Genomic DNA, 12,982 nt, shown 5'->3' on the forward strand with positions numbered 1-12,982 from the left:
GCCGGCCGGCCCGGACGCCCCTGCGGGGATCCGGGAACACGTCGGCGCTGCTGCCCCGACCCACTCGTCCGGCGGGGTGCGGCGGACTTCTGCGGGGCCGGTGCGGCGGCGACCGGAGCCTGATACGGCGCGACCTCGCCGACCAGATCCAGCACCGCGGGGGAGTCGGATGCCACCTGCTGCGGCGCGGCGGTGATGCCGGCCTTGCGCAGCAGCGCCTGGGTCTCCTTGCGCTGCTCGGGCAGTACCACGGTGACGACGTCACCGGTCCGGCCGGCCCGCGCGGTGCGCCCGGAGCGGTGCAGGTAGGCCTTGTGCTCGGCGGGCGGGTCGATGTGCACCACGAGTTCGACGTCGTCGACGTGGACGCCGCGGGCGGCGATGTCGGTGGCCACCAGCACCCGGGCCGTCCCGGCGGTGAAGGCCGCCAGGTTGCGGTCCCGGGCCGGCTGGGACAGGTTGCCGTGCAGGTCCACCGACGGGATACCGGACTCGGTCAGCTGGCGGGCCAGTTTGCGGGCCTGGTGCTTGGTGCGCATGAACAGGATTCGGCGGCCGCTGCCCGAGGCGAGCGTGTGCACCAGATCCTTCTTGGCGTCGGCGCCGGCGACGCAGAACACGTGGTGGGTCATCGCCGCGACGGGGGAGTTCTGGCTGTCCACCGAATGCGACACCGGATCGGTCAGGAACCGGGTGACCAGTTTGTCCACCCCGTTGTCCAGGGTCGCCGAGAACAGCAGGCGCTGCCCGCCGCGCGGGGTGGCCGCCAGGATCCGGGTGACGCCGGGCAGGAACCCGAGGTCGGCCATGTGGTCGGCCTCGTCGATCACGGTGACCTCGACGCCGTCGAGGGCGACCAGGCGCTGGCGCATCAGATCCTCCAGCCTGCCCGGGCAGGCCACCACGATGTCGACGCCGGACTGCAGCGCCCTGACCTGACGTGCCTGAGGCACCCCGCCGAAGATGGTGGTGATCCGGAGGCCGTAGGCGGCCGCCAGCGGTTCCAGCGTCGCGGTGATCTGGGTGGCCAGTTCGCGGGTCGGGGCGAGCACCAGACCCGCGGGCCGGCTCGGCCGGCGCTTGGTGTCGGCCAGCCGGGCCACCAGCGGGATGGAGAAGGCCAGCGTCTTGCCGCTGCCGGTTTTGCCGCGGCCCAGGACGTCGCGCCCGGCCAGGGTGTCCGGCAGGGTCGCGGCCTGGATCGGGAAGGGGCTGTCGAGGCCGGCGTCGGTGAGGGACCGCACCAGCGGCGCGGGCACGCCGAGGGCGGCGAAGGTGGTCGGGACAGTCATGGGGTTGCCTTTCGGGCATGGGCGCGCAAGTCGGCGGGCGACGGTCGTCGTCGCGCAGGATTCGGGCGCTCGGTGGGCGAGATTGCCGGTGGGCAATATCGGTTCGCCGCGAGACGTGTTGCGCTGCGAGGCGCGAATCATTCGGACTGGCGCTGTGATTCGCCCCGCGTTCGGGGGCGGCGCCGGTGGAGTGAAGGCGTTCCACGACGTGCCGGCCTCCCATGCAGGAGTCCGGCGTTGAGACGAGTGTAACAGGGGACGGTGTCGGGGCCTGCCCGGAACCTTCCTGCCAGCACCGACGCCCGGCTGTGGCGCGCCCGACGCCGTTTGTTTGCTGCGATCCGCGCCGACGTGCCCATCGCCCGGTTCTGGGCACGCCCGGGGTGTGGCTATGATTCAGGTGTCCTTGGTGACGTCTGACCCTTCGACAGCAGTCCTGGAGTGATTCGGTGAGGTTCCCTCGACCTGCACGCACGACCAGTCTCGTGGTCGTGGGCTTGCTCTGTGGTGTCCTCGCCAGCGACGTCGCCGGGCTACCCGGCTGCCACGACGGCTGCAAGACGGCCACGGCCACCGCGGCCGCTCCGGTCAAGCCGGCGCCGGCCAGGCCCCCGGTGATGGGGTTGGCGCCGTTCGACGGCGCCGAGGACGTCAGCCCGCTGACCAAGCCGGTGGTGGACGTCTTCGACGGCAAGATCACCGACGTCTCGCTCTACGACGACTGGGGCAACGTAGTCGAGGGGAAGATCAGCAAGGACGGCAAGTCCTGGGAGCCCACTCAGCGGCTGAACTTCGCGCGCAACTACACCATGACGGTCGCCAGCAAGAGCGCCGCCGGGGTGCCGCTGTCCCGCACCAGCACGTTCAGCACAGCCGTGGCGGGCAACTACATTCACCCCTACATCGAGGTGCAGGGCGGCTTCGCGCCCAACCCCGATGTGCGCTACGGCGTCGCCACCATCGTCATCGCGCACTTCGACGAGGCCGTCGCCGACAAGCAACTGGCCGAGAAGAACATGATCGTGCGCACCGACCCGCCGGTGCAGGGAACGTGGAACTGGATCAGCGACTCCGTCGCGCACTGGCGCCCCGAGCACTACTACGCGCCGGGCACCCGAATCAACGTGGATATCAACGCCTTCGGGCTCAAGCTCGGCGACGACCTCTACGGCCAGGCCGACGCGCACGCGACCATCAACATCGGCGCCTCGCACCTGGCCGTCGCCAACGACATCACCAAACAGATCAGCGTCTTCGACAACGGCCGTCTGGTGCGCACCATGCCCACCTCGATGGGCCGCGGCGGCACCACGGTGGTCGCCGGCAAGACCTTCCACTGGTGGACACCGTCGGGGACCTACACCGTGCTCGACAGGGGCGAGGTCGTCACCATGGACTCGCAGACCTACGGAATCCCGCCGGGCAACGCCGACAGCTACAGGCGCAGGATCGGCTGGGCCACCCGGATCAGCACCGACGGCATCTATCTCCACGAGATGAACGACACCATCTGGGCGCAGGGCAACACCAACCTCTCGCACGGTTGCCTGAACCTCAACACCGAGAACGCCAAATGGTTCTTCGGCTTCGTCCAGCCCGGCGACCCGGTGGAGATCCGTCACACCGGCGGCCCGGCGCTGACCGTCGCGGAGGGCGGCAGCTGGGGTGTGCCGTGGAACGACTGGGTCAAGGGAAGCGCCTTCTCGCCCCACCAGAACCCGCCGCCTCCGCCGGCGGCCGAGACCCTCACCGCCCCCGGCCCCTGACCGGACCGGCCTGGCGATCTGCTGCTCGGTGATCGCCGGCGACTGGCCGATGCGCACCGATACGCCGTTCATGACGCTGTGCCGGGACGGCGGGCCGGCCACCCCCAGCGTGACACGCCGCCGGCGGTGGCGCGGAAGCAGATGATGGCTTAGGCGCGGGCCTTGCGGGTGTCGACGAAGGACTTCACGCACAGGCCGACGAAGATCAGGCACAGCACGGCGAACACCGCCTGAACCCCGACGGCGGTGGCCCGTTGCACCGGTTCTCCGGACAGCAGCGCCGGCACCTTGGTGAAACTGCGTGCGGTGCCGAGGAATCCGAGCAGACCGACCAGTGCGGCGATGTGGCCGCCGAGTTTGGGGTTCCTGCGGCACAGGATGCCCGCGCCGGCCAGGAGCAGCCCGAAGACCGCCGGGATGAGTGCTGTCACCGATGCGGCGCCGGAGAGCAGATACGACCCGACGCCCAGCACGAGGAAGATCGCAGCGAAGCTGAGGATGACGCGCGGCATATTCATAGCCCGCAGACTACCGGCCTGCCGGCGCGGCCAGGCTCCGGGCCAGGCCGGGCAAGCCGCCGGTCTCTCTCCTACAGCCCGAGTTCGGTGTGCATGTCGTCGATGCCGCGCCGCATGGCGTCGAGGGTCTCCTGTCGGGCCCGCATCTTGGATGCGTAGTGGGCCTTGGCGTCGAGAGTCGCCGCGAATTCCTTGGCGGCCTCCACACCGCGCTCCAGCACCAGGTCGGGCATGGCCAGTTCGTCCACCCATCCGCCGGCCACCGCGGTGTCGGTCAGGTAGACCCGGGCCAGACCGACCGCCTGCTGGTAGGCCGAACGCGTCAGCCGCAGTTTGAGGACCTCCAGCCCCGGCCACGGAATGACCATGCCGTTGATCACCTCGTTGGCGTGGAACTTGTAGCCCGGGGCGGCGATCCGGTGATCGACGCTGCACGCCAGGAACGCCCCCATGGCGATGGCGTGCCCGGTGACGGCCGCCACGACCGGCTTGCGGAACGACAACAGCCGGTGGGACAACTCGAATCCCCCCTTGAGCATGTCGAGCACGGCGTGGGGGTCCCCGGATCCGAACACCTTCAGGTCGAAGCCGCCGCTGAACACCTTCTGGTTGCCCGCGAGGACCACGGCGCCGGCGTCGTCGGCCTCGGCCTGGTCGAAGGCCTTGTTGATCTCGCCCAGCATGGCCGGGCCCAGAACGTTCACCTTGCCGTCGTCCATGGTGATCACGGCGATCGCCCAGTCCCGGTGGTAGCTGACGCTCATCGGTGCTCCTCCTTCACTCGTGTGGGCCATGACGTTACCCAGGCCGTTCGGACCCGCGCCGGCCGACCGGTCCGCAAATTTCTCAGCAAAGCTTCAGGTGGCTACCATGTACTTCCATGCGCGCATCGGTGGTCGTCGGTCGCGTCGGGGCTCTGGCGGTGGCACTGGGCATCGGTGCCGCCGGATCGCTCGGCGTCGCCTCCGCAGCACCCGCCGACGACTCATCCTCGGGTACCGAGGCGTCGTCGTCGTCCACCCCCGCCGCCGGCACCCAGTCGGCCCGCGGTCCGCGGGCCGCGACCCGTTCTCGCGGCGGCGCCGCCCGCGATGCCGGTGAAGTCCCGAAAAGCACACGCCGGCAGGACAATCCGGCACCGGCGGCGGTGTCGACGCGCCCGATCAAGCCTGCCCCGGCGGTCGCCGAACCCGCCGCACCGGACCGGATCGTTCCCGACGCGCCGACCCGACTCCCGGCCCCGGCGTTCGCCCAGGTCCGCCCTGCCCCGGAGCGCCCCGCCCCGGTGGTGTCGCCGGCGGTCCGCGTCGCCGCACCGACGGTGACCCCGGCCCCGCCCGCACTGGAGGCGGCCGTCGCGCCCCGCGTCGCCCCGGCCGCGACCGTCGGCGCCCTCACGTCCGTGCCCACCCCGTTCAGCACCAACGGGCGGGTCACTCCCCTCCAATCCGCAATGGAGTGGGCCGTCTTCGCCGCGGTGCGGCGGTTGGGCCGCCCCGACCCGGGGCCCACGCCGGCGGCGACGGTGACCACCGGGCAGGCCGCGGCCCCCGCGGCGGCCGCCAGGCGGTCGTTCCTCTCGCTGTTCTCCAACAAGACCCCGACGGTGGCCCCGACACAGGGCGTTCAGGGTCCCACCGGGAGCATCGCCGGCACCCTCAACGCGGCCGACGCCGACGGCGACCCGCTCACCGTCACCGTGGTCGCCGCCCCGAAGTACGGGACCGTGGTGGTCGACCAGAGCGGCCGCTTCCTCTACACCCCGGACAAGGCCGCGGCGCACACCGGCGTCACCGACCAGTTCACCCTGGCGGTCAGCGACGAGGCTTCCGGTTTCCACCTGCACGGCCTGGCATCGTTCCTGCGCGGCCCCTCCGGGCGGAACCCTCACACGGCGACCCGCACCGTCACGGTCACCGTGGCCCCGGTCAACGCCGCACCGACCGGCAACGCCACGGTCGGCGCCCCCGCCCCCGCCACCGGCGTGGTCACCGGCGCGGTGCTCGGCGCCGACGCCGACGGCGACGCCCTGACCTACACCGGTTCGGCCACCACCGTCAAGGGCGCCGCGGTGGTCGGCGCCGGCGGGGGTTTCACCTACACGCCGACCGCCGCCGCGCGGCACCGCGCCGCGGCGCTGAATGCGAGCACCGCCGACAGGACCGACACCTTCACCGTGACGATCGCCGACGGCTACGGCGGGTCGGTGGCGGTGCCGGTCACGGTCGTCATCGCGCCGGCCAACACCGCGCCGGTCGCCTCGGCGACCGTCGGCGTCCCCTCCGCGGGCACCGGGGTGGTGTCCGGATCGGTGACGGCCACCGACGCCGACGGCGACCCGCTGAGCTTCACCGCGCCGGGCAGCACCGCCAAGGGCGCCGTGGTGGTCGGCGCCGGCGGCGGTTTCACCTACACCCCGACCGCCGCGGCCCGGCACGCCGCCGCGAAACTGACTGCGGCGCAGGCGGATAAGACCGATGCGTTCACGGTGACCGTGACCGACGGCCACGGCGGATCGGTGAGTGTGCCGGTCGCGGTCGCCATCGCCCCGGCCAACGCCGCACCGACCGGCTCCGCGACGGCCGGGGTGCCCGCCCCGGCCACCGGGGTGATCACCGGGTCGGTGACCGGCGCCGACGCCGACGGCGACGCCCTGACCTACACCGGTTCGACCACCACCGCCAAGGGCGCCGCGGTGGTCGGCGCCGGCGGGGGTTTCACCTACACGCCGACCGCCGCCGCGCGGCACCGCGCCGCGGCGCTGAATGCGAGCACCGCCGACAGGACCGACACCTTCACCGTGACGATCGCCGACGGCTACGGCGGGTCGGTGGCCGTGCCGGTCACCGTCGCGATCGCCCCGGCGAACGCCGCGCCGGTGATCACGTCCGCCGGCGTCGGCGCCCCCTCGGCGGGCACCGGAGTGGTGTCCGGGTCGGTGACGGCCACCGACGCCGACGGCGACCCGCTGAGCTATGCCGGTGCGGTGACGGCCAAGGGCGCCGCGGTGGTCTCCGCCAACGGGGCCATCTCCTACACCCCGACCGCCGCCGCCCGGCACGCAGCGGCGAAACTGACTGCCGCACAGGCGGATAAGAGCGACACGTTCACGGTGACCGTGACCGACGGCCACGGCGGATCGGCCGGTGCGCCGGTGACTGTGACCATCGCCCCGGTGAACGCGGCGCCGACCGGCACGACCTCGGCGGGTGTGCCGGACGCCGCCACCGGTGTGGTGGCCGGCGCGGTGCTCGGCGCGGACACCGACGGCGACACGTTGACCTACAGCGGTCCCGGCGCATCCGCGAAGGGCACCGTCGTGCTGGCGGCAGACGGCACTTACACCTACACGCCCACCGCCGTGGCCCGCCACGTCGCCGGCCTGGCCGGCGCCACCGGGGCCGACACCACCGACACCTTCGTGGTGACGGTGGCCGACGGCTACGGCGGGACCGTGGATGTGCCGGTCACCGTGACGGTCTCGCCGGCCCGCATCACCTTCGACTTCGTCTACGGCACCGGTTCGCAGTACTGGACCCCGGAGGCCCGGGCCGCCCTGGACACCGCCGCGGCCCGCCTGGCGTCGTCGATCGTGGTGAGCCGACCGGTCACCGTCACCTACGACGTGACCGGCGACAACAGCCCCGGATCAGGCTTGATCGGAACGTCGTTCGCGAAGTTCGGCAGCGGCAGTCCCGGCTTCTACGGCACGGTCGTGCAGACCCGCATCATCACCGGCAAGGACCTCAACGGTTCGGCCACCGACAGCCGGATCGGGATGAACTTCGCCTACCCGTGGGCGCTCGGGGACACCGTGCCCGCCAACCAGTACGACTTCCAGGCGGTGGCCACCCACGAACTGGTGCACACCCTGGGGGTCATGACCGGCCTGGGTGACCCGGCGTCGATCGACCGCAACTGGACCACCTACGACAGCCACCTGGTCACCGCCACCGGAACCGACCCGATCGGCGCCGACTACGTGTGGAATGCCGCCTACACCCCCAACCTCACCGGCGGTGACGGCGGGCTGTACTTCAACGGCCCGAATGCCGTTGCCGCATACGGCGGTCCGGTCCCGCTGTACACCCCGGGAACGTGGAAGTCCGGGGCTTCGCTGGTCCACCTGGACCCGGCCGACGCCCCGGCGGGCACCACCTACCTGATGGACCCCACCGACGGCTACGGCCCCGGCGTGCGGACGCTGACCCCGGTGGAACTGGCGATGCTGGAGGACCTGGGCTACACCGTCTACCAGCCCGGGTCGTATGCGGTGTTGTTCGTCGGGTTCCTCCTGCGGCGCCGCCGCCGCGGTCAGGCCCCGCCCATCAGGGAGCGCCACTGCTCCAGGTCGGACACCCGGTAGACGTAGTTGCTGCGCTTGACCTCCGAGAGGCTGGCGCTGGGCTCGGCCGAATACCAGTGGCCGGGGAAGACCGTCGGGTCCCCGGACAGCGCGGCCAGTTGCCGCAGGCTGCGGAACATCTCGTCGGCATCGCCGCCCGGGAAGTCGGTGCGGCCGCAGCCCTCCAGGAACAGGGTGTCCCCGGCGACCAGTCGGCCGTCGAGCAGGAAGCACTGGCTGCCCGGGGTGTGCCCGGGTGTGTGCAGCAACTCGATCTCGATGTCGCCGACGCCGACCCGGTCGCCGTGGTGGTGGGGCGTGAGGTCGCCCATCGGGATGCCGGTGACCCGCGAGACCCATTGCGCCTCATGGGTGTTGACGTGGACCGGCACGCTGGCCCGCTCCAGCAGTTCAGCCAGGCCCTTGAGTTCGAAGCCCATCATCGACCCGCCGACGTGGTCGGGGTGGTGGTGGGTGACCAGCACCCCGGACAGGGTCATCCCGTCGGCCTCCAGGGTGTCCAGCAGGTCGCCGGCGGCGTAGGCGGGGTCCACCACCACCGCGTCGCCGGTCTCCCGGTCCCCGATGAGGTAGGCGAAATTGCGCATCTGGTGGGCGATCGCGTCGTCGGCGGCGAAGTCGCGGCCGGAGAGCAGTTGGCGGAAATAGAGGCGGTCGGATGCCATGCGTCAACCCTATGCCCGTCTTTGCCGGCGGCTACGATCAACCGGCAGACGTCGGCGAGGAGGCAATGGTGAGGGTTCGTCCAACGCTGGTTCCGGCGGTGGTGGCGCCGTGCACGGCACTGGCCGTCGCCCTCGGCCCCGCCGTGGTCGCACCGGCGGTCCACGCCGGGCCCGCGTTGCCCGTCGTGCAGGTCGAGGCCATCCAGCTCGCCGGCATCGGCCAGGACATCTACAACGCCATCACCCCGGTCGTGCAGTACGTCGTCGGCGGGGTGTCCTACATCGTCAACTTCGTGCCGGTGCTGGGCTGGATCACGGCAGCCCAGATCAACATCAACTACTTCCAGGGCATCCAGCCCTCGGTGGCGGCCACGGTGAACTACGCCGCCGCACTTCTGCACGACCCGCTGGACTTCTTCCCGATCACCCGCGGCTACGCCGACACCCTGCTCGGCGTCGGCCATGACCTGGTGTCGGCGCAACTGCGGTTCCTCGGCTTCGGCGAACTGCCGCCGCGGCCGACCGCGGCCCTGATGGCCCCGGGCCCCCGCGCCCCCGCGGCCGGATCGGGCACCCCGGGCACCCCGGGAACACCGCCCGCGCCGGCCCAGAGCCCGGCGGCCGGCCCGCTGAGGCCGGCGGCCGAACCGCTGAACCCGGCGGCCGAACCGCCGAGCCGGGCGGCCGAACCGCCGAGCCCGCGCCGCGGCGGCGCCACGACCCGTCGGACCACCCCGGCCCGGGACGCCGCGCTCCCGGCTGCGGCGGTGGTGGCAACGGCCGTCGAGGCCCCGGTCGGCGAACCCGCCCCGACCGCCGCCGACGACGCGGGATCCGAGGGAAACAAGCAGGGCAAGCCCGGTCGTCGCGGTCACCGGCAGAGCCGGGGCTAGACACCCGCGGACTCGACGTCCGGCCGTTTGGCTGGGCCCAACCGCACGCTGTAGTCTCTCAAGGGCCCGCGGCGCGGGTCAGGCCCCCTTAGCTCAGTCGGTAGAGCGTTTCCATGGTAAGGAAAAGGTCAACGGTTCGATTCCGTTAGGGGGCTCGGTGGACGCCCGTCGTTCGGCGGCGCCTCCCGGATGGCGGTGTAGCTCAGCTGGTTAGAGCGCACGACTCATAATCGTGAGGTCGGGGGATCGAGCCCCCCCACCGCTACGCAGTCGAAACGAAGTGAAAGAGAGCACGACGTGGCCTCCAGTACGGATGTGCGGCCGAAGATCACCTTGGCCTGCGAGGTGTGCAAGAACCGCAACTACATCACCAAGAAGAACCGCCGCAACGATCCCGACCGGCTCGAGATCAAGAAGTTCTGCCCCAACTGCGGCAAGCATCAGGCGCACAAAGAGTCTCGCTGACCTTGGCACTGTCGCCGAAACTCGTCGGGACGCACTACCGCCACCCCGGCAGCTACCTGGTCGGGCGTGAGAAGGTCCGCGAGTACGCCCACGCCGTCAAGAACAGCGACGCCGCCTACCTCAGCGACGAGGGCGCGGCGGAACTGGGTTATCCCGGCGTGGTGGCGCCGCTGACGTTCATCTCGGTGTTCGGCTACGACGCCCAATTGGCGATGTTCCGATCCGCCGGCGTCGAGACCACCGACAAGCAGATCGTTCAGGTGGATCAGGTGCTGAAATTCCACAAGGCGGTGACCGCCGGTGACACACTCTTCTGCGACGTGTACCTGCACGAGATCCGGCAGGCGCACGGCACCGACATCATCGTGAACAAGATCGTCGTCACCAACCAGGACGGTGACGTCGTTCAGGAGAACTACACGACGCTCGCCGGGCGGAGTGATGAGAGTGGAGAAAGTGGCTTCGACGATGGCACTGCGTGAGTTCAGTTCGGTCAAGGTGGGCGACGAGTTGCCCGAGCGGACCATCAACCTGACCCGGGCCGATCTGGTCAACTACGCCGGGGTGTCCGGCGACCTCAACCCGATCCACTGGGACGACGAGATCGCCAAGCAGGTCGGTCTGGACACCGCGATCGCCCACGGCATGCTCACCATGGGCCTGGGCGGCGGCTACATCACCGAGTGGGTCGGCGATCCCGGAGCGGTGAGCGAGTACAACGTGCGGTTCACCGCCATCGTGCCGGTGCCCAACGACGGTGTCGGGGCCGACATCGTGTTCAGCGGCCGGGTCAAGTCGGTGGACGAGGAGAACAAGACGGTCACCATCGCGCTGACCGGCACCCACAACGGCAAGAAGATCTTCGGCCGGGCCGTCGCAGTCGCAAAGCTCGCCTGACCGATGGCGCTGAAAACCGACATCCGCGGCATGGTGTGGCGCTACCCCGACCCCTTCGTGGTGGGCCGCGAGCAGATCCGGCAGTACGCCAACTCAGTCAAGGCGCAGGACCCGGCCAGCGTCGACCCGGAGGCGGCCGCCGCACTGGGTTACGGCGGCCTGGTGGCGCCGCTGACGTTCGTCTCGGTCATCGCCGTGATCACCCAACGGCACTTCTTCCAGCACGTCGACGTGGGCTTCGAGACCATGCAGATCGTCCAGGTGGACCAGCGGTTCCAGTTCCTGCGGCCGATCGTCGAGGGTGACGTGGTGTGCGCGACCATGTACATCGACTCGGTCAACGAACGGTTCGGCGCCGACATCGTGACCTCGCGCAACGTGCTGACCGACGCCGAGACCGGCGCGGACGTGATGGTGGCCTACACCACCCTGATGGGCCACGAGGGAGACAACTCGATCTCGGCCGGATGGGACCCCCAGACCGGCCAGGTGCTGCGCAAGCCCGTCACCCACGATTAGGCCCCGGGCCTGATTGGTAACTGGCAACGGTCTCGCGCTACACTCGGACGTCGGGATTTCCCCACTTAAGCGCGCTGTCCGTCGGTTCGGCTGGACCGAGGGGGAGCGCGCGAACCATGTGGGGGGCTCTCGGTCGAGGAAGCGCAGAGGGGCGTAGCTCAACTGGCAGAGCAGCGGTCTCCAAAACCGCAGGTTGCAGGTTCAAGTCCTGTCGCCCCTGCTCGAACTGAATAGACTCGAGGTAACCACGGGGCCGGCCCGCACAGGCGGGGCGGCGCCGGCCCGGACCGACACGAAGGAGCATGCGGTGAGCGACGAGCGCGACGGTGCCGACGCCGCGGGCGACGGCGCGCCGAACACCGGTGCGCTGACCCAGCCGCTGCGGCCGACCGGCAAGCGGTCGCGGCAGCGCGCGGGCGGCACCGCGCTGGCCGAGGTCGACGAGATCGAGACCACCGCCCTGGAACTGGATCTGGACGAGGCCGACTCCAAGAAGGCCGGGAAGGCGCTGAAGAAGGCCGGGAAGGGCACCTCGTCGCGCAACCCGTTCGTGTTCGTCTGGACCTACCTGGGGCAGGTCGTCGCCGAACTGCGCAAGGTCATCTGGCCCAACCGCAAGCAGATGGTCAGCTACACGACGGTGGTGCTGCTGTTCCTGATCTTCATGGTCGCGCTGATCGGCCTGGTCGACCTCGGGTTGGCCAAGCTGGTGCTGCTGATCTTCGGCAACAACTAGCGCAGCAGAGTTCTGAGAGAGGAATGACTACCGTGACAACTCCCGAAGGCGAAGTGCCCGCGGGTGATTCCGCCGTCGACGTGATCGACGGAACCGCTTCGGAGGCGGCATCGGACACCGAGGTCATCGACGAGACCGCGGCGCCCGCCGAGGTCGAAGAGGAACTGGACCCCGCCGCGGCACTGAAAAAGGAACTGCGCGGCAAGCCCGGCGACTGGTACGTCATCCACTCCTACGCCGGTTACGAGAACAAGGTGAAGGCCAACCTCGAGACCCGCGTGCAGAACCTCGACGTCGGCGACTACATCTTCCAGGTCGAGGTGCCCACCGAAGAGGTCACCGAGATCAAGAACGGCCAGCGCAAGCAGGTCAACCGCAAGGTGCTGCCGGGCTACATCCTGGTCCGCATGGAACTCAACGACGACTCGTGGGGCGCGGTGCGCAACACCCCGGGGGTGACCGGGTTCGTCGGCGCCACCTCGCGCCCGACCGCGCTTTCGCTCGACGACGTGGTGAAGTTCCTGCTGCCGCGCACCCCCCCGGTCAAGCCGAGGGGCCCCAAGCCCGGCGACGGCGGCGATGTCACCCTGGAGCCGCGCCAGAAGATCCTGGTGGACTTCGAGGTCGGCGAGTCGGTGACCGTCATGGACGGCCCGTTCGCCACGCTGCCCGCTTCCATCAGCGAGGTCAACGCCGAACAGCAGAAACTGAAGGTGCTCGTCAGCATCTTCGGCCGCGAGACCCCCGTCGAACTGACCTTCAACCAGGTCGCCAAGATCTAGAGCTTTTCAAGGAAGGAAACACCAACAGCCATGGCCCCGAAGAAGAAAAAGGTCGTCGGCCTGATCAAGCTGCAGATCCAGGC

General features: G+C 70.3%; 13 protein-coding genes and 3 tRNA genes. 12 read left to right on the forward strand and 4 right to left on the reverse strand.

What is annotated here, in order from left to right; genetic code table 11:
* Positions 1–1,292: DEAD/DEAH box helicase (locus ADBZ5U_RS08950; protein ID WP_526264531.1), on the reverse strand; the 1,292-nt coding region annotated here is incomplete at its 3' end.
* A 491-nt stretch (positions 1,293–1,783) separates the two neighbouring features.
* On the opposite strand from ADBZ5U_RS08950, the gene ADBZ5U_RS08955 reads away from it, so the two are divergent.
* Positions 1,784–3,058, forward strand: coding sequence for a L,D-transpeptidase (locus ADBZ5U_RS08955; RefSeq protein ID WP_526264533.1), 1,275 nt, complete (start codon positions 1,784–1,786; stop codon positions 3,056–3,058).
* Positions 3,059–3,207: 149 nt separating this feature from the next.
* Here ADBZ5U_RS08955 and ADBZ5U_RS08960 read toward each other — a convergent pair whose 3' ends face one another.
* Positions 3,208–3,576: a hypothetical protein gene (locus ADBZ5U_RS08960; RefSeq protein WP_526264535.1), complete on the reverse strand. Its 369-nt coding sequence runs from the start codon at positions 3,574–3,576 to the stop codon at positions 3,208–3,210.
* 71 nt (positions 3,577–3,647) lie between these two features.
* Complete coding sequence (locus ADBZ5U_RS08965; RefSeq protein ID WP_526264537.1) at positions 3,648–4,340, reverse strand: crotonase/enoyl-CoA hydratase family protein; 693 nt, start codon at positions 4,338–4,340, stop codon at positions 3,648–3,650.
* Positions 4,341–4,456: 116 nt separating this feature from the next.
* Between ADBZ5U_RS08965 and ADBZ5U_RS08970 the strand changes: the two genes are divergently transcribed.
* Entirely contained in the window at positions 4,457–7,942 is a 3,486-nt protein-coding gene (locus tag ADBZ5U_RS08970; RefSeq protein ID WP_526264539.1) for a cadherin-like domain-containing protein, read from the forward strand.
* On the opposite strand, the gene ADBZ5U_RS08975 is transcribed toward ADBZ5U_RS08970, so the two are convergent.
* On the reverse strand, positions 7,891–8,607 hold the full coding sequence (locus tag ADBZ5U_RS08975; protein ID WP_526264541.1) for an MBL fold metallo-hydrolase: 717 nt from the start codon (positions 8,605–8,607) through the stop codon (positions 7,891–7,893). The two genes, ADBZ5U_RS08970 and ADBZ5U_RS08975, sit on opposite strands and share 52 nt — an antisense overlap.
* A gap of 68 nt (positions 8,608–8,675) precedes the next feature.
* Here ADBZ5U_RS08975 and ADBZ5U_RS08980 point away from each other — a divergent pair, with 68 nt between their 5' ends.
* From ADBZ5U_RS08980 to ADBZ5U_RS09025, 10 genes are all read left to right on the forward strand, one after another.
* A complete protein-coding gene (locus ADBZ5U_RS08980) occupies positions 8,676–9,500 on the forward strand; it encodes a hypothetical protein (protein ID WP_526264543.1) in 825 nt (274 codons plus the stop codon).
* Positions 9,501–9,582: 82 nt separating this feature from the next.
* A tRNA-Thr gene (locus ADBZ5U_RS08985) sits at positions 9,583–9,655 on the forward strand.
* 36 nt (positions 9,656–9,691) lie between these two features.
* Positions 9,692–9,765: transfer RNA gene (locus tag ADBZ5U_RS08990), tRNA-Met, on the forward strand.
* A 32-nt stretch (positions 9,766–9,797) separates the two neighbouring features.
* On the forward strand, positions 9,798–9,965 hold the full coding sequence (gene rpmG, locus ADBZ5U_RS08995) for a 50S ribosomal protein L33 (protein ID WP_509661854.1): 168 nt from the start codon (positions 9,798–9,800) through the stop codon (positions 9,963–9,965).
* A 2-nt stretch (positions 9,966–9,967) separates the two neighbouring features.
* Positions 9,968–10,447 (forward strand): (3R)-hydroxyacyl-ACP dehydratase subunit HadA, encoded by a 480-nt coding sequence (hadA, locus tag ADBZ5U_RS09000; RefSeq protein ID WP_526264545.1) that lies wholly within the window; start codon positions 9,968–9,970, stop codon positions 10,445–10,447.
* Entirely contained in the window at positions 10,434–10,862 is a 429-nt protein-coding gene (gene hadB / locus ADBZ5U_RS09005) for a (3R)-hydroxyacyl-ACP dehydratase subunit HadB (protein ID WP_526264557.1), read from the forward strand. The genes hadA and hadB overlap by 14 nt, the downstream gene beginning before the upstream one ends.
* Positions 10,863–10,865: 3 nt before the next feature.
* Positions 10,866–11,381 carry a (3R)-hydroxyacyl-ACP dehydratase subunit HadC gene (gene hadC, locus ADBZ5U_RS09010; protein WP_526264547.1) on the forward strand — a complete coding sequence of 172 codons (516 nt, stop codon included), beginning with the start codon at positions 10,866–10,868 and terminating at the stop codon, positions 11,379–11,381.
* Between the two features lie 147 nt (positions 11,382–11,528).
* Positions 11,529–11,601 (forward strand) — tRNA-Trp (locus ADBZ5U_RS09015).
* An 87-nt stretch (positions 11,602–11,688) separates the two neighbouring features.
* On the forward strand, positions 11,689–12,117 hold the full coding sequence (secE, locus tag ADBZ5U_RS09020; protein WP_526264549.1) for a preprotein translocase subunit SecE: 429 nt from the start codon (positions 11,689–11,691) through the stop codon (positions 12,115–12,117).
* Positions 12,118–12,140: 23 nt separating this feature from the next.
* Positions 12,141–12,899: a transcription termination/antitermination protein NusG gene (locus ADBZ5U_RS09025; RefSeq protein ID WP_526264551.1), complete on the forward strand. Its 759-nt coding sequence runs from the start codon at positions 12,141–12,143 to the stop codon at positions 12,897–12,899.
* Positions 12,900–12,982: the final 83 nt, after the last annotated feature.

The sequence above is a fragment of the Mycobacterium sp. genome, assembly GCF_040398885.1.
Taxonomy (GTDB): Bacteria; Actinomycetota; Actinomycetes; order Mycobacteriales; family Mycobacteriaceae; genus Mycobacterium.

Bases quoted from the DNA above. Each gene is read 5' to 3' on its own strand.
- ADBZ5U_RS08960 (WP_526264535.1), bottom strand. From the start codon at position 3,576: ATGAATATGCCGCGCGTCATCCTCAGCTTCGCTGCGATCTTCCTCGTG.
- ADBZ5U_RS08965 (WP_526264537.1), bottom strand. From the start codon at position 4,340: ATGAGCGTCAGCTACCACCGGGACTGGGCGATCGCCGTGATCACCATG.
- ADBZ5U_RS08970 (WP_526264539.1), top strand. From the start codon at position 4,457: ATGCGCGCATCGGTGGTCGTCGGTCGCGTCGGGGCTCTGGCGGTGGCA.
- ADBZ5U_RS08975 (WP_526264541.1), bottom strand. From the start codon at position 8,607: ATGGCATCCGACCGCCTCTATTTCCGCCAACTGCTCTCCGGCCGCGAC.
- hadB (WP_526264557.1), top strand. From the start codon at position 10,434: ATGGCACTGCGTGAGTTCAGTTCGGTCAAGGTGGGCGACGAGTTGCCC.
- hadC (WP_526264547.1), top strand. From the start codon at position 10,866: ATGGCGCTGAAAACCGACATCCGCGGCATGGTGTGGCGCTACCCCGAC.
- ADBZ5U_RS09025 (WP_526264551.1), top strand. From the start codon at position 12,141: ATGACTACCGTGACAACTCCCGAAGGCGAAGTGCCCGCGGGTGATTCC.